Raw genomic sequence first — 16,272 nt, 5'->3', positions numbered from 1 at the left:
ACGGACGGCACCACGTCGGGCCGCCCTTCCGGCAGACCGCCGCCTGCTCGCCACGTCGCCGCTCACACGGCCTCGGCCTCTTCCCCGCCGGCCGCCGCGCGCTGCTGCTGCAGCGCCCACATCTGCGCATACAGCCCGTCCGCGCGCACGAGTTCGTCGTGCGTGCCGCGCTCGACGATCCGCCCGTGATCCATCACCAGGATCTGCTGCGCGTGCACGACCGTCGACAGCCGGTGCGCGATCACGAGCGTCGTGCGATGTCGCGCGATCTGGTCGAGCTCGTGCTGGATCGCGCGTTCCGAGCGCGAATCGAGCGCCGACGTCGCTTCGTCGAACAGCAGGACCGGCGGATCCTTCAGCAGCGTGCGCGCGATCGCGACGCGCTGCTTCTCGCCGCCCGACAGCTTCAGCCCGCGCTCGCCGACCGGCGTGTCATAGCCCTTCGGCAAGCTTTCGATGAAATCGTGGATGTGCGCGGCCCGCGCGGCCGCGACCACTTCGTCGCGGGTCGCGGTCGGCCGGCCGTACGCGATGTTGTAGTAGATCGAGTCGTTGAACAGCACGGTGTCCTGCGGCACGATCCCGATCGATGCGCGCAGCGAATCCTGCGTGACGTCGCGGATGTCCTGGCCGTCGATCCGGATCGCGCCGCCCGCCTGCCGATCGAGATCGTAGAAGCGGAACAGCAGGCGCGACAGCGTCGACTTCCCGGAACCGCTGTGACCGACCACCGCGGTCGTCGTGCCCGCGTCGATCGTGAACGTCACGTCGTGCAGGATCGGCCGCGCCGGCTCGTACGCGAAGTTCACGTGCTCGAAGCGCACCTGCGCGCCGGCCACCGCGAGCGGCCGTGCATCGGGCAGGTCCGCGACTTCCTTCGCGGACGACAGCAGCCCGAACATCCGGTCCATGTCGGTGAGGCTCTGCTTCAGCTCGCGGTAGACGACGCCGAGAAAGTTCAGCGGAATATAGAGCTGCAGCATGAACGTGTTGATCAGCACGAGATCGCCGAGCGTCAGCTTGCCCGCGAGCACGCCCTGCGTCGCGCGCCACAGGATGAACACGAGCCCCGTGCCGATGATCGCCTGCTGGCCGAAGTTCAGCACCGACAGCGAGTTCTGCGAGCGGATCGCGGCCTTCCGGTAGCGCTTCAGGTTCTCGTCGTAGCGCTGCGCTTCCCACTCCTCGTTGCCGAAGTACTTCACCGTCTCGTAATTGATCAGCGAATCGATCGCCCGCGAGTTCGCGCGCGAATCGAGCTCGTTCATCGTGCGGCGGAAGTGCGTGCGCCAGTTGGTGACCTTCACGGTGAACACGATGTACGTGACCAGCGCCGCGAACGTCACGTACGCGTAATAGGCCTCGTACTTGACCACGAAGAAGCCGAGCACGAGCCCGACCTCGACGAGCGTCGGCAGGATGCTGTACAGCGAATACGAAATCAGTTGCTGGATGCCGCGCGTGCCGCGCTCGATGTCGCGCGACATGCCGCCCGTCTGGCGCTCCAGGTGAAACCGCAGCGACAGCCCGTGCAGGTGCCGGAACACCTGCAGCGCGAGCTGGCGCACCGCGCTCTCGGTCACCTTCGAGAACAGGATCTCGCGCAGTTCGGTAAACAGCGACGTCGACAGCCGCACGAACGCATACGCGACGACCAGCAGGCCGACGCCGCCTGCAAGCACGATGCCGGCCGACTGTTCGGCGCGGCCGAGCGCGGTGATCTGCTGCACGTAGGACAGGTGGTCGACGATGCGCTTCATCACGACCGGCACGCCGAGGTTCGCGACCTTCGCGCCGATCAGGCACGCGAGCGCGAGCGCGACGCGCCATTTGTAGGTGGTCAGGTACGGCAGCAGCGACCGGATGGTCTGCCAGTCGTTGCGGGGCCCGGTCGGAGCCGGCGCGGGCTCGCCGGAAGCAGGAAATCGGCGCATGGGGGAAGGATCGGCGGCGGTGCCGGATGCTCTCATCGGCGGCCGGCTCGCCCGCTTTCTCGTACAATTTGCGAACGTTGTATTGTCGCAGAAGCCGCTTCGCGCCGCTGCCGGCGGTCTTGCCGGCCAGCCTGCGCGCGGCGGCGCATTTATTACAGGATGAAAGCCCCCGCCATGACCGATTCGACCCTCGAACTCCCGCAAAAGCAGCCCGCGCTGCGCGTCGTCCCGCAACCGCACGACGCGAACGTCCACGGCGACGTGTTCGGCGGCTGGATCATGTCGCAGGTCGACATCGCCGGCTCGATCCCCGCGAGCCAGCGCGCGAACGGCCGCGTCGCGACGGTCGCGGTCAACTCGTTCGTGTTCAAGCAGCCGGTGTTCGTCGGCGATCTTTTGAGCTTCTACGCGACCATCACGCGCACCGGCAACACGTCGATCACGGTCGACGTCGAGGTGTACGCGCAGCGCATGCGCCTGATGGGCGAAATCGTGAAGGTCACCGAAGCGACGCTCACGTACGTTGCAACCGGCCCGGATCGCAAGCCGCGGCAACTGCCGCCGCTCTGACGGGCGAGCGCCGCGGCGCGGCACGCGGCCCGTCAGTGCGTGGCCGTCAGCCCGAACTCGCGCATCGCGGGCAGGAAATCGTGATTCAGCTTCGGCTTGCGCGACAGCTTCACCAACACATAGCGCTGGAACGGCGCGAGCCGCTGCCACTGCGCGAGCGCGGGCGCCGACAGCCCGGCCAGCGCGCTCTGCTGTACGAGCGACTCCGGCACCGTGTCGATCGCGCGCCAGGTCGGCCGCTCGTCGGGCTGGAACCACGACGGTTCCAGATCGGCATGCGTGCGCAGCATTTCGAACAGCGCGTGATCGAAGTTGGGCTCGATCGCGGTGTCGTCGTCGGCCGGAAAGCGCGCGAGCAGCTTGCGGTCCTCGAGCGGCAGCAACTGCCATTGCTCGAGCGAGATCCGCAGACCGAAACGGTCGAGGTTGAAACGCACGATCATCGGGATGTACGTGAAGTTTTCCGACGAATCGTGTTCGAAGTTGAATAGCAACGGAGCGTCGCTGAGTCCCATGGTCGTTACCTGACGTGGCGGATGCCGGCGCGGCCGGCCTGCCTGAGGTATTTTAGAACCTCTACGCGCGGCCGGCGGACACGATTGTCCGCCGGCCGTGCTTCGAATCAACGGGAGTGCTCGTGAATCCGACCGAAACAGACGAACTGCGCGCCGAGCCGCGCGGCGCGATCGAACTGTCCGTGAGCCGCACGCGCGGCGGCACCGTCGAAACCGCGCACGACCATGTAGGCCAGGAATGGCCCGTCGCACTCGTCTTCAACGGCATCTCGCACGCGGTGATGATGTGTACGCCGTGCGACCTCGAAGCGTTCGCGGTCGGCTTCGCGATCTCGGAAGGGATCGTCGCGCGCGGCAGCGACATCAAGGACATCGAGGTGATCCTGCACGCCGACGCGCCGCTGCCGCACGCGGAAGTGCACCTGGAAGTCGTCCAGCAGGCGTTCGCCGCACTGAAGGACCGGCGCCGCGCGCTGGCGGGGCGCACCGGCTGCGGCGTATGCGGGATCGAAAGCATCGATCTGCTCGACCTCGCGCCCGAACGCGTGCCCGACACGGGCTTTCTCGCGCGCCTCGCACCCGACGCGCTGGCGCGCGCGGCACATGCGCTGCCGGCCCACCAGGCGCTCACGCAGCTCACGGGCGGCCTGCATGCGGCCGCGTGGTGCGACGCAACAGGCGCGATCCGGATCGCGTTCGAGGACGTCGGCCGCCACAACGCGCTGGACAAGCTGATCGGCTCGCTCGTGCTGTCGCGCGTCGACACGACCGACGGTTTCGTGTTCCTGTCGAGCCGCGCCAGCTACGAGCTCGTGCGCAAGGCCGCACGGGTCGGCATCCCGATGGTCGCGACAATCTCCGCGCCTTCGTCGCTCGCGATCGAGATCGCGAAGGCGGCCGGCCTGCGGCTCGTCAGCTTCTGCCGCGAAACCGGCCACGTCGACTACGGCACGGCCTGATCGCGATCGCGGGATCACGCCGGCCGACCGCCGCCGGCGCGGCCTGCTCCGTCAGTCGAACTGACGGAAATCCGGCTTGCGCTTCTCGAAGAACGCCGTCATCGCCTCGCGCGCTTCCGGCGCGCGCAGCATCGTGGAGAAGTGGCCTGCCTCCTCGGTCATCCGCGCGGCGGTAGCCACGCCACCCGTATCCTTCAACAGCGCCTTCGTCACGCGCAGCGACGACGCCGGCAGCGCCGCAAGCTTCGCCGCCTGCTTCGCCGCGAACGCGTCGAGCTCGGCGGCCGGCAGCACGCGATTGACGATGCCGATCCGGTGCGCTTCCAGCGCGTCGAACGCCTCGCCGAGCAGCAGCTTCTCGGCGGCGACCTGATGGCCGGCCAGGCGCGGCAGCAACACGCTCGATGCGGCTTCCGGGCACAGCCCGAGTTGCGCGAACGGCAGCGAGAACGTCGCGGTGTCGGCCGCATAGACCAGATCGCAGTGCAGCAGCATCGTCACGCCGACGCCGACCGCGATGCCCGGCACCGCGGCGACGATCGGTTTCTGCGCACCGCTGATCCGTGCGAGAAACTGGAACACCGACGCGTTATCGTCCTTCGGCGGCGCCTTCAGGAAATCCTCGAGATCGTTCCCCGCGCTGAAATTGCCGTCGCTGCCGCGCAGCAGGATCACGCGGATCGCCTTGTCTTCCTGCGCGTCGGCGAGCGCATCGGCCATCGTCTGGTACATCGCTGCCGTCAGCGCGTTCTTCTTCGCCGGGCGCGCAATCGTGATCGTCATTACGCCGTCGGCGCGTTCCACTTGAATTTCGGCCACAACCGTCTCCTTTGACTTTCCTCTATCGGAATGAAAAAACGGTGCGCGAGCTCGTGGCCCGCACACCGTCGTCGCTTTTCGTCGCGTCCCGCTTACAGGCGTTCGATGATGCCCGCGGCGCCCATGCCGGTGCCGACGCACATCGTGACCATCCCGTACTTCAGGTTGCGGCGGCGCAGGCCGTGCACGACGGTCGCCGCGCGGATCGCGCCGGTCGCGCCGAGCGGGTGGCCGAGCGCGATCGCGCCGCCCAGCGGGTTGACCTTCGACGGGTCGAGGCCGAGATCGCGGATCACCGCCAGCGATTGCGCGGCGAACGCCTCGTTCAGCTCGATCCAGTCGAGATCGTCCTGCTTCAGGCCCGCGGCCTTCAGCGCAGCCGGAATCGCTTCCTTCGGACCGATGCCCATGATTTCCGGCGGCACGCCACGCACCGCGAAGCTCACGAAGCGCGCGAGCGGCGTCAGGTTGAACGCCTTGAGCACCTTCTCCGACACGACGAGCAGCGCGCCCGCGCCGTCCGACGTCTGCGAGCTGTTGCCGGCCGTGACCGAACCCTTGTTCGCGAACACCGCGCGCAGCTTCGCGAGGCCTTCGATCGACGTATCCGCGCGCGGACCTTCGTCGAGCGCGATCTCGCGCGTCTTGACGTCGACTTCGCCGGTCGCGAGGTTCGGGAAACGCTCGGTGAGCGTGTACGCGGCGATCTCGTCGTTGAACTCGCCGGCCTGCTGCGCGGCGAGCGCCTTCCGGTGCGACTCGACCGAGAACGCGTCCTGGTCTTCGCGGCTCACCTTCCACTGGTCGGCGACGCGCTCGGCCGTCAGGCCCATCCCGTACGCGATGCCGAAGTCTTCGTTGCGATCGAAGATGTGCGGCGACATCGACGGCTTGTTGCCCATCATCGGCACCATGCTCATCGATTCGCAGCCGCCCGCGAGCAGCGCGTCCGACTCGCCGACGCGGATGCGGTCGGCCGCCATCGCGAGCGCCGTGATGCCCGACGCGCAGAAGCGGTTGACCGTCACGCCGCCGACCGTCTGCGGCAGGCCCGCGAGCAGCGCACCCATCCGCGCGACGTTCAGGCCCTGCTCGGCTTCCGGAATCGCGCAGCCGATGATCGCGTCCTCGATCAGCTTCGTGTCGAAGCCCGGCACCTGCGCGACCGCCGACTTGATCGCGTGGACCAGCAGCTCGTCCGGGCGCGTGTTCTTGAACATGCCGCGCGGGGCCTTGCCGATCGGGGTGCGGCTGGCGGCGACGATGTATGCGTCTTGCAATTGTTTGCTCATTTGAGACTCCTGTCGATCGGAGTCGGCGCTTCAGCGCTTACTCCGATCCCATACAAAGTTATGCGCTCGCTCAGTTACGCACCGGCTTGCCGGTCTGCAACATGCCCATGATCCGTTCCTGCGTCTTCTGCGTGCCGAGCAGCTCGACGAACGCGCGGCGCTCGAGCGCGAGCAGCCACTGCTCGTCGACGAGGCTGCCGGCTTCGACGTCGCCGCCGCACACGGCTTCGGCGATGCGGCTCGCGATCAGGTAGTCGTGGTCGCTGATGAAGCGGCCGTCACGCATGTTGACGAGCGATGCCTTGATCGTCGCGATCGCCGAGCGGCCCGCGACCGGCACGTCCTTCGCCCGAAGCGGTGCGCGATAGCCGGTGGCGGCCAGTGCGCGCGCTTCCTTCTTCGCGGTGTCGAGCAGTTCGAACACGTTGAAGACGATCGTGTCGGACGGCTTCAGGTAGCCCATCGCACGTGCGTCGTGCGCGGACGCCGACACCTTCGCCATTGCCGCGTTCTCGAACGACTTCGTGACGAACTTCAGGATGTCGGTGGTCGCGTTCGCGGCCGTTGCCGCTTCCGCCGCGCGCAGTGCCGCTTCCTTCAGACCGCCGCCCGCCGGCACCAGGCCGACGCCCACTTCGACGAGACCGATGTAGCTCTCGACGTGCACGACGCGCTTCGCGCTGTGCAGCATCAGCTCGCACCCGCCGCCGAGCGCAATGCCCGACACGGCCGCGACGACCGGCACGTTCGCGTATTTCACGCGCAGCATGCCTTCCTGGAACTTCTTCACGAACGGCTCGATGCCCTTCGCGCCGCCCATCATGAACGCGGGCATCGCCTCTTCGAGGTTCGCGCCGGCCGAGAACGGGCCGCCCGGCGTGCCGAGCTTCAGCGACGTCGGCTGCCAGATCACCACGCCCTTGTAGTCCTTCTCCGCGAGTTCGATCGCCTGCACGAGCCCGTCGATCACGCTCGGTCCGATCGTGTTCATCTTCGACTTGAACGACACGATCACGACGTCGTCCTCGCCCGCACGGTCGTCGACCCAGGCGCGCACCGCGTCGGTCTCGAACAGCGTCTTGCCGTACGACTTCGGATCGGCACCCGCTTCGCCGAGCAGCGGCGCACGGAAGACCTGCTTGCCGTAGACCGCGAGGTCCGAACGCGGCACGAAGCGCTGCGCCGCCGGTGCCCACGAGCCTTCGGCCGTGTGCACGCCGCCCTGCTCGGCAACCGGGCCTTCGAGCACCCACGACGGCAGCGGCACGTTCGCGAGCGCCTTGCCGGCCGCGATGTCTTCCTGCACCCACTCGGCGACCTGCTTCCAGCCGGCGGCCTGCCAGCCCTCGAACGGGCCTTCGTTCCAGCCGAAGCCCCAGCGGATCGCGAGGTCGACGTCGCGCGCGTTGTCGGCGATCGACTCGAGATGCACGCCGATGTAGTGGAACACGTCGCGGAAGATCGACCACAGGAACTGCGCATGCGGATGGTCCGTCTCGCGCAGCAGCTTCAGGCGCTCGGCCGGCGGACGCTTCAGGATGCGGCCGACAGTTTCGTCAGCCTTCGCGCCCGAGTCGACATAGGTGCCCGTCTTCGCGTCGAGCACCTTGATCGCCTTGCCTTCCTTCTTGTAGAAACCGCCGCCCGTTTTCTGGCCGAGCGCGCCCTGCTTCACCAGTTCGGCGAGCACGGCGGGCGTCTGGTAGACCGGGAAGAACGGATCGTCGGCGAGGTTGTCCTGCATCGTCTTGATCACGTGCGCCATCGTGTCGAGGCCGACCACGTCCGCGGTGCGGAACGTCGCCGACTTCGCGCGGCCGAGACGGCTGCCCGTCAGGTCGTCGACTTCGTCGAAGCGCAGGCCGAACTTCGCGGCCTCGGTGATCACCGCGAGGATCGAGAAGATGCCGACGCGGTTCGCGATAAAGTTCGGCGTGTCCTTCGCGCGCACGACGCCCTTGCCGACGATGCTCGTCAGGAACGTCTCGAGCTGGTCGAGGATTTCCGGGCGCGTATGCGCGGTCGGGATCAGCTCGACGAGGTGCATGTAGCGCGGCGGGTTGAAGAAGTGCACGCCGCAGAAGCGCGACTTCAGCTCGTCCGAGAACCCTTCGGACAGCTTCGTGATCGACAGGCCCGACGTGTTGGTCGCGAAGATCGCGTTCGGTGCGATGTGCGGCGCGACCTTCTTGTACAGGTCGTGCTTCCAGTCCATCCGTTCGGCGATCGCCTCGATCACGACGTCGCATTCGGCCAGCTTCGCGATGTCGTCTTCGTAGTTCGCCGCTTCGAGGTACTTCGCGTCGTCCTTCACGCCGAACGGCGCGGGCGACAGCTTCTTCAGGTTCTCGATCGCCTTCAGCGCGATCGCGTTTTTCGGGCCTTCCTTGGCCGGCAGGTCGAACAGCAGCACCGGCACGCGCGCGTTGATGAGGTGCGCGGCGATCTGCGCGCCCATCACGCCGGCGCCCAGCACGGCGACCTTGCGAATCAGGAAATTGCTCACGGGATGTCTCCGGATAGTGTCGTGCAGCGCGGGATGTGAGGGCTGCACGGCGAAGTGAGTACCAGGAACCGTTGCGTCCGGGCGGCGCGCTCGGCGCACCGCCCGGACTCGCGTCAGAACAGCGATTCGTCGACTTCCATCAGCGTCTTCGAGCCGGCGCGCGCGGCGCGGATCGTCGACGCCGTCTCGGGCAGCAGGCGCGCGAAGTAGAAGCGGGCCGTCGCGAGCTTCGACTTGTAGAACGGATCGCCCGACGCTTCGTTGTCGAGTGCGAGGCGCGCCATCCGCGCCCAGAAGTACGAGAACACCAGGTGGCCGACAGTGCGCAGGTACGGCACGGCGGCAGCGCCGACTTCGTCCGGGTTCTGCATCGCCTTCATGCCGATTTCCATCGTCAGCTTCTGCACCTTGTCGCCGATGTCGGCGAGCGGGTTGATGAACTCGGCCATTTCCGGCTTCACGCCTTCGGCTTCCGCGAATTCCGTCACGAGCTTGCCGAACTTCTTCAGCTTCGCGCCCATGTCGCCGAGCACCTTGCGGCCCAGCAGGTCGAGCGACTGGATCGAGTTCGTGCCTTCGTAGATCATGTTGATCCGCGCGTCGCGCACATACTGCTCCATGCCCCACTCGGAGATGAAGCCGTGGCCGCCGTAGATCTGCATCGCGTGGTTCGTGCACTCGAACGCGTTGTCGGTCAGGAACGCCTTGATGATCGGCGTGAGCAGCGCGACGAGGTCGGCCGCTTCCTTGCGCACCGCTTCATCGGCGTGCGACAGTTCCTTGTCGATCTGCAGCGCGGACCAGTACGTGAACGCGCGCGCGCCTTCCGCGTACGCCTTCTGCGTGAGCAGCATGCGGCGCACGTCCGGGTGCACGATGATCGGGTCGGCCGGCTTGTCCGGTGCCTTCGGGCCCGTCAGCGAGCGCATCTGCAGGCGCTCCTTCGCATACGTGAGCGAGTTCTGGTACGCGACTTCCGTGAGGCCGAGGCCCTGCGCGCCAACGCCGAGACGGGCCGCGTTCATCATCACGAACATCGCGTTCAAGCCCTTGTTCGGCTCGCCGACCATCCAGCCCTTCGCGTTGTCGAGGTTCATCACGCAGGTCGAGTTGCCGTGGATGCCCATCTTGTGCTCGATCGAGCCGCACTTGATGCCGTTGCGCTCGCCCGGCGCACCCGACGCGTCGGGAATGAATTTCGGCACGATGAACAGCGAGATGCCCTTCGTGCCCTGCGGCGCGTCCGGCAGGCGCGCGAGCACCAGGTGGACGATGTTCTCCGCCATGTCGTGTTCGCCGCTCGAGATGAAGATCTTCGTGCCGCTGATCGAGTAGGAGCCGTCGCCGTTCGGTTCGGCCTTGGTGCGCAGGATGCCGAGGTCGGTGCCGCAGTGCGGCTCGGTCAGGCACATCGTGCCGGTCCATTCGCCCGTCACGAGCTTCGGCAGGTAGGCCTTCTGCAGTTCCGGCGCGCCGTGCGCGTGCAGGCATTCGTACGCGCCGTGCGACAGGCCCGGATACATCGTCCATGCCTGGTTCGCCGAGTTCATCATTTCGTAGAGCGCGTTGTTCACGAACGCGGGCAGGCCCTGGCCGCCGTAGTCCGGATCGCAGCCGAGTGCCGGCCAGCCGGCCTCGACGTATTGCCGGTACGCCTCCTTGAAGCCGGTCGGGGTCTTCACGACGCCGTCGCCTTCATACGTGCAGCCTTCGCGGTCGCCGACCTGGTTCAACGGGAACAGCACCTCGGAGCAGAACTTGCCCGCTTCTTCGAGGACCTGGTTGATCGTGTCGGCGTCGAGGTCCGCATGCTTGGGCATTTGCTTGACTTCGGCTTCGACGTTCAGAAGCTCGTGCAACACGAATTGCATGTCGCGCAGCGGCGCGGCGTACTGTCCCATGACTCTCTCCAAAGGTGGGCAAAACGGCTCGAGCTCCTGGCGGGCGTGTCACGCGCCGCTAACGGCTCTCGCTCTGATACGAAACAATCGTCTTTTCCAGCGCGGCCCACGTGAGGCGCACGGCGTCCGGCGAATGCAGGAAACGTGCGTCGTGATGCAGGCCGAGCGTGAAGCTGTACAACTCGAAGAGCATCAGGTCCGGATCGGTATCCGGGCGCAGATGCCCCTCCTCCATCGCCTGCGAAATGGCGCGCAGCAACGCGGCACGCCAGGCCGTCACGCTCGCGATCAACTGCTCGCGCACGGGGCTGTCCGGCCGATCGTCGTACTCCACTGCGCCGCTGATGTAGATGCACCCGGTCGTCACCTCCTGGATGCGCTTCTCGATCCAGCGCGCCAGCATCGCCCGCAAACGCGGTAGACCGCGCGCTTCGCGCAGGCTCGGAAAGAACACCTCGTTTTCGAAACGATGGTGATACTCGCGGACGACCTCGACCTGCAGGTCCTCGCGCGATCCGAAGTGCGCGAACACGCCGCTCTTGCTCATCTGCATGCGCTCGGCCAGCAGGCCGATCGTCAGCCCCTCCAGCCCGTCACGGCTGGCGAGGTCCAAAGCAGCTTCAAGTATCGCGGCACGCGTCTGTTCGCCTTTTCGCATAGCTATTTCTGTAACCGTTCGGGGGTTCGAATAAAATCGAACGGCCGTACTATTATTGAGTGCGGCCGCTCGCGAAACAAGGAAATTATTAGAAACCGGTGTCTAACCGAGCCGCTATTTTGCGCGATTCCGGCGGGACCGGAGCGGCTTTTCCGCACGAACGTGCGGACAGATTTTTTGAAGCGAATGCTTAGTCTGCGTCAGTCGTAACTACCGACCGTCAGCGCCTTCATCACGACGCGATACGCCGTATAGGCGAGCCAGTTCAGCATACGCTCGATGCGCGGGCGCGCGGCGAAGCGCGCGGGGTCGATCTCCCGGCCATCGGCGAACGCGGCCGCGATCGCGTCGCGCAGTTCGTTCGTGACCGCATCGTAGCGCACCAGCACGACGTTCGCTTCATTGTTCAGCATCAGGCTCAGCGCGTCCAGATTCGACGAGCCGACCGTCGCCCAGTTGTCGTCGATCACGGCCACCTTGCCGTGCAGCATCGTCTTGTCGTATTCGGCGACGCGCACGCCCGCGCGCAGCAGCGTGTGATAGAGGAACGGCACGGCCGTATCGAGCGCCGCGAACTCCTTGCGGCCGATCAGGATCCGCACGTCGACGCCGCGCCGCGCGGCGCCCGTCAGCGCGCGGCGCAGCTTGCGGCCCGGCATGAAGTACGGATTCGCGAGCAGGATCCGCTGGCGCGCCTGGCCGATCGCCGCGAGATAGGCCTTCTCGATCGCACGGCGGTTCACGACGTTGTCGCGCGCGACGAACGCGACGCTCGGCTCCGTCACGACCCGCAGCGCGCCGGCCTTGATCCACCGGTGGCTGCGCATCCAGCGCCGGAACATGTCGGGGAACGCTTCGCCGCCATTCAGCCCGGCCGCGTACTGCGCATACGGCTTGTGGCCGAACTGGATCCGGTGCCACTGCAACTCGAACGCGGCGCGCACGTCGGACACCGCGGGCCCCGCCATCTCGACCGCGAAATCCCAGCGCGGAAACGGCAGCGTCGTGCCGTTTTGCGCGTAGTCGTCGATGATGTTGATGCCGCCGCAGAACGCGGCCGCGCGATCGATCACCGCGAGCTTGCGGTGCGTGCGCGAGAAACCGAAGCGGCCGAACAGGAAGCGGTTGTAGATGCAGTGCTCGACGCCGGATTGCGCCCACGTGTCGAACAGCGGCAGGCGCGCGGTGCCGATGCCGTCGGTGATCACGCGCACGCGCACGCCGCGCTGCGCCGCGCGGATCAGCGCGTCCGACACCGGCCGGCCGGCCGCGTCGTCGCAGAAGATATAGGTTTCGAGCATCACCTGTTCGCGCGCGGCATCGATCCGTTCGATCAGGGCCCGGAAGAATTCGCCGCCGCTCTCGCACAGCCGCACCGTGTTGCCCGCCGTGAACGCGAGCCGCGACGCGGAGCCGCGTTCCTGCAGGAACATCTGCCGCAATTGCGCGAAGCGCTTGCGGGTCTCCGCATTCATGCGGACGAGCCGTGCGGCGCACGCGCGAGTGCCACGCGCGCGGGCAATTGCAGGATCGCCTCGGCGTTCGACGGCGAGAAGCAGCGCGCGGCCGCCTCACGGAACGGCAGCCATGCGTGATCGACATGCTCGCGCGGCGACAGCGTCACGCCGACACGATGCGGCACGCACAGGCCGAACCAGTGCTCGGTATTGCGTGTGACGCCCGGTGCGTAGCGGTGCAGATATTGCGGATAGATCGTGTATTCGATCCGGTGGCGCCAGTCGACGAGCGCGGCGGCCGGCACGTCCGGCGTGCCGACCGAGATGCCGGTTTCCTCGGCCACTTCGCGAGCGGCGGTGACCGCGAGCGGCTCGTCGAGCGTGTCCTTCGATCCGGTCACCGATTGCCAGAAATCGGGCTGGTCGGCACGCTTGATCACCAGCACATCGAGGTCGGGCGTGTAGATCACGACGAGAACGGATTCGGGGATTTTCGGCGGCTTCGTCATCTTTGTTTCATGCGGCACAGGGCCGCGCGCCGGGCATGTGCTCCGAACGTGCGGCAAGTGCTGCGACTGTACCGCAAAAAATGAAAAAGGCGCATCGCTGCGCCTTTTCCAGTTGCGTCGTATGCGCGTCGCCGCGCACACGACCTGCGACAAGCGCGTTACGCCTTCGGCTGTTCCGGCTGACGCAGACGGATGTGCAGTTCGCGCAGTTGACGCTCGTCGACCGGGCTCGGTGCCTGCGTGAGCAGATCCTGCGCACGCTGCGTCTTCGGAAACGCGATCACGTCGCGGATCGAGTCGGCGCCGGCCATCATCGTGACGATGCGGTCGAGGCCGAACGCGATACCGCCGTGCGGCGGCGCGCCGTACTGCAGTGCGTCCAGCAGGAAGCCGAACTTCAGCTGCGCCTCTTCCGCGCCGATCTTCAGCGCGCGGAACACCTTGCTCTGCACTTCCTCGCGGTGGATACGCACCGAGCCACCGCCGATTTCCCAGCCGTTCAGCACCATGTCGTATGCCTTCGCGAGGCAACGGCCCGGGTCGGTCTCGAGGTACTCGAGGTGTTCGTCCTTCGGGCTCGTGAACGGGTGGTGCGCGGCGACGTAGCGCGCATCTTCGTCGTCGTATTCGAACATCGGGAAGTCGACGACCCACAGCGGCTTCCAGCCGGCCTGGACGAGGCCGTTCGCCTTGCCGAATTCCGAATGGCCGATCTTCAGGCGCAGCGCGCCGAGGCTGTCGTTGACGACCTTCGCGCGATCTGCCGCGAAGAAGATGATGTCGCCGTCTTCAGCGCCGGTGCGCTCGAGGATCGCCGCGATCGATGCGTCATGCAGGTTCTTGACGATCGGGCTCTGCAGGCCGTCGCGGCCCTTTGCCTTCTCGTTGACCTTGATCCATGCGAGGCCCTTCGCGCCGTAGATGCGCACGAATTCCGTGTAGCCGTCGATGTCGCCGCGCGACAGTTCGCCGCCCTTCGGCACGCGCAGCGCCGCGACACGGCCGTCCTTCGCGTTGGCCGGCGTGCTGAACACCTTGAAGTCGACGTCCTTCATCGCGTCGGTCAGCTCGGTGAATTCGAGCTGCACGCGCAGATCGGGCTTGTCCGAACCGAAACGCGCCATCGCTTCCGAGTACGGCATCACCGGGAACGTCGCGTCGAGCTCGACGTCGATCGTCGTCTTGAAGATGTGACGGATCATGTCTTCGAACAGGTCACGGATTTCCTGCTCGCCGAGGAACGACGTCTCGCAGTCGATCTGCGTGAATTCCGGCTGACGGTCGGCACGGAGATCTTCGTCGCGGAAGCACTTGGTGATCTGGTAGTAACGGTCGAAGTTCGCGACCATCAGCAACTGCTTGAACAACTGCGGCGACTGCGGCAGCGCGAAGAACTGGCCCGCGTTCACGCGCGACGGCACGAGGTAGTCGCGCGCGCCTTCCGGCGTGCTCTTCGTCAGCATCGGCGTTTCGATGTCGATGAAGCCCTGTTCGTCGAGGTACTTGCGCGCCTCGATCGCGACGCGGTAGCGCAGGCGCAGGTTGTGCTGCATCTGCGGACGGCGCAGGTCGAGCACGCGGTGCGTGAGACGCGTCGTTTCCGACAGGTTGTCGTCGTCGAGCTGGAACGGCGGCGTGACCGACGCGTTCAGCACGTTCAGCTCGTGGCACAGCACTTCGATCTTGCCGCTCTTCAGGCCGGCGTTGACCGTGCCTTCCGGACGGTTGCGCACGAGGCCCTTGATCTGCACGCAGAACTCGTTGCGCACGCCTTCGGCGGTCGCGAACATCTCCGCGCGATCCGGGTCGCACACCACCTGCACGAGGCCTTCACGATCGCGCAGGTCGATGAAGATCACACCGCCGTGATCGCGGCGGCGCTGCACCCAGCCGCACAGCGACACGGTTTGGCCCAGCAGGTGTTCGGTCACGAGACCGCAGTATTCAGTACGCATCGACATGATGTTTGCTTTCGTTCGGTTTGATCAACGGGCGCCGCAACGCGCGGCCCGGGCGATGATTCTTTACTTACAGCGGCGGCTCGACGGGGCGGCGGGCGGGCGCCGGGGCCGGCGCCGGGGGCGCCACCACGCCCATCGAGACGATGTACTTGAGCGCGGCATCGACCGACATGTCGAGTTCGATGACTTCGCTCTTCGGCAGCATCAGGAAGAAGCCGGACGTCGGGTTCGGCGTCGTCGGGATGTACACGCTCACGTATTCTTCCGTCAGATGATTCAGCACGTCGCCGCCGGGCGTGCCGGTCAGAAACGCGATCGTATACGAGCCGCGGCGCGGGTATTCGATCAGCAGCGCCTTGCGGAACGCGTTGCCGCTGCTCGACAGCAGCGTGTCCGACACCTGCTTGACGCTCGTGTAGATCGGCCCGACCACCGGGATGTGACGCACGACCGCGTTCCACCACGTGACGAGCTTCTGGCCGATGAAGTTCCGAGTGGCCAGCCCGACGACGAAGATGAACGCGAGCGTCAGCACCGCGCCGATCCCCGGCAGATGGAAACCGAGCATCCGCTCGGGCTGCCACGATTCGGGCAGCAGGAGCAGCGTCTGGTCCATCGTGCCGATGATGAGTCCGAGCACCCACAGCGTGATCGCGAGCGGGACGAGAACCAGCAGGCCGGTCAGAAACACCGATTTCAGGGTCGTCTTTTTCATCATCTGCCGTCAATGAACCGCGCCGGCGGCGCGGGGTGGTCGCGACCCGGCCGGGCCGCGACGTTCAACTGCTGGCGGCGGCGGGCGCTGCAGCCGGTGCCGGCGCGGCGCTCGTCGTCGTCGTGCTTTCGGAACTCGCCGCGGCCGACGCGGCCGCTGCCGGTGCCGCCGCCGCGGGCGCCGCCGCAGCCGCATCGCCCGACGCGGTCGCCGGCGCGCTGGCGCCGCCCGCGCCACCGCGGAAATCGGTGACATACCAACCCGAGCCCTTCAGCTGGAAGCCCGCGGCAGTCACCTGCTTGCGAAACGCATCCTTCCCGCATTCCGGACACTGCGACAGCGGCGCGTCGCTCATCTTCTGGAGCACGTCCTTCGCGAAACCACACGCTTCGCATCGATAGGCGTAGATCGGCATGATATTTTTCCCGCGGAAACTGGAAACGGCTTGCAAAACCTTGAATTATAGCCGAAACCCT

Annotated in this window: 14 protein-coding genes; 2 read left to right on the top strand and 12 right to left on the bottom strand. The window is 66.5% G+C overall.

The features are described from left to right. Nucleotides 1-62 precede the first annotated feature (62 nt). Nucleotides 63-1,934 (bottom strand): ABCB family ABC transporter ATP-binding protein/permease, encoded by a 1,872-nt coding sequence (locus JYG32_RS16980; RefSeq protein ID WP_174381559.1) that lies wholly within the window; start codon nt 1,932-1,934, stop codon nt 63-65. 174 nt (nt 1,935-2,108) lie between these two features. Between JYG32_RS16980 and JYG32_RS16975 the strand changes: the two genes are divergently transcribed. Beyond that, nucleotides 2,109-2,504: an acyl-CoA thioesterase gene (locus JYG32_RS16975; protein ID WP_034208354.1), complete on the top strand. Its 396-nt coding sequence runs from the start codon at nt 2,109-2,111 to the stop codon at nt 2,502-2,504. A 32-nt stretch (nt 2,505-2,536) separates the two neighbouring features. Here the strand turns inward: JYG32_RS16975 and JYG32_RS16970 are convergent, their stop codons facing one another. After that, nucleotides 2,537-3,019, bottom strand: a complete 483-nt coding sequence (locus JYG32_RS16970) for a nitrate reductase associated protein (protein ID WP_174381558.1) — start codon at nt 3,017-3,019, stop codon at nt 2,537-2,539. Nucleotides 3,020-3,135: 116 nt separating this feature from the next. On the opposite strand from JYG32_RS16970, the gene fdhD reads away from it, so the two are divergent. Beyond that, nucleotides 3,136-3,978: a formate dehydrogenase accessory sulfurtransferase FdhD gene (gene fdhD / locus JYG32_RS16965; RefSeq protein ID WP_433960831.1), complete on the top strand. Its 843-nt coding sequence runs from the start codon at nt 3,136-3,138 to the stop codon at nt 3,976-3,978. Nucleotides 3,979-4,029: 51 nt separating this feature from the next. Here fdhD and JYG32_RS16960 read toward each other — a convergent pair whose 3' ends face one another. The 10 genes from JYG32_RS16960 to JYG32_RS16915 all read right to left on the bottom strand — a co-directional run bounded on the left by JYG32_RS16960 (nt 4,030) and on the right by JYG32_RS16915 (nt 16,211). Then, nucleotides 4,030-4,797: an enoyl-CoA hydratase gene (locus tag JYG32_RS16960; protein WP_213264163.1), complete on the bottom strand. Its 768-nt coding sequence runs from the start codon at nt 4,795-4,797 to the stop codon at nt 4,030-4,032. Nucleotides 4,798-4,889: 92 nt separating this feature from the next. Continuing rightward, complete coding sequence (locus tag JYG32_RS16955; protein ID WP_174381555.1) at nt 4,890-6,089, bottom strand: acetyl-CoA C-acyltransferase; 1,200 nt, start codon at nt 6,087-6,089, stop codon at nt 4,890-4,892. A 70-nt stretch (nt 6,090-6,159) separates the two neighbouring features. After that, nucleotides 6,160-8,595 (bottom strand): 3-hydroxyacyl-CoA dehydrogenase/enoyl-CoA hydratase family protein, encoded by a 2,436-nt coding sequence (locus tag JYG32_RS16950; RefSeq protein WP_174381554.1) that lies wholly within the window; start codon nt 8,593-8,595, stop codon nt 6,160-6,162. Between the two features lie 113 nt (nt 8,596-8,708). Beyond that, nucleotides 8,709-10,496, bottom strand: a complete 1,788-nt coding sequence (locus tag JYG32_RS16945) for an acyl-CoA dehydrogenase C-terminal domain-containing protein (RefSeq protein WP_065499204.1) — start codon at nt 10,494-10,496, stop codon at nt 8,709-8,711. A 58-nt stretch (nt 10,497-10,554) separates the two neighbouring features. Beyond that, nucleotides 10,555-11,154 (bottom strand): TetR/AcrR family transcriptional regulator, encoded by a 600-nt coding sequence (locus JYG32_RS16940; RefSeq protein WP_174381552.1) that lies wholly within the window; start codon nt 11,152-11,154, stop codon nt 10,555-10,557. A gap of 200 nt (nt 11,155-11,354) precedes the next feature. After that, entirely contained in the window at nt 11,355-12,629 is a 1,275-nt protein-coding gene (clsB, locus tag JYG32_RS16935) for a cardiolipin synthase ClsB (RefSeq protein WP_174381551.1), read from the bottom strand. Next, nucleotides 12,626-13,120, bottom strand: coding sequence for a dihydroneopterin triphosphate diphosphatase (nudB, locus tag JYG32_RS16930; RefSeq protein ID WP_213264162.1), 495 nt, complete (start codon nt 13,118-13,120; stop codon nt 12,626-12,628). The genes clsB and nudB overlap by 4 nt, the downstream gene beginning before the upstream one ends. Nucleotides 13,121-13,278: 158 nt before the next feature. Then, nucleotides 13,279-15,081, bottom strand: a complete 1,803-nt coding sequence (gene aspS, locus JYG32_RS16925; protein WP_011657896.1) for an aspartate--tRNA ligase — start codon at nt 15,079-15,081, stop codon at nt 13,279-13,281. Nucleotides 15,082-15,148: 67 nt separating this feature from the next. Continuing rightward, complete coding sequence (locus tag JYG32_RS16920; protein WP_011353157.1) at nt 15,149-15,799, bottom strand: DUF502 domain-containing protein; 651 nt, start codon at nt 15,797-15,799, stop codon at nt 15,149-15,151. Between the two features lie 61 nt (nt 15,800-15,860). Further along, nucleotides 15,861-16,211, bottom strand: a complete 351-nt coding sequence (locus JYG32_RS16915) for an FmdB family zinc ribbon protein (protein ID WP_213264161.1) — start codon at nt 16,209-16,211, stop codon at nt 15,861-15,863. Between the last annotated feature and the right edge of the window lie 61 nt (nt 16,212-16,272).

Source organism: Burkholderia pyrrocinia (assembly GCF_018417535.1).
GTDB lineage: Bacteria > Pseudomonadota > Gammaproteobacteria > Burkholderiales > Burkholderiaceae > Burkholderia > Burkholderia pyrrocinia_E.
The sequence above is the reverse complement of the archived record's forward strand: the minus strand, read 5'-3'. Positions and strand labels throughout refer to the sequence as shown.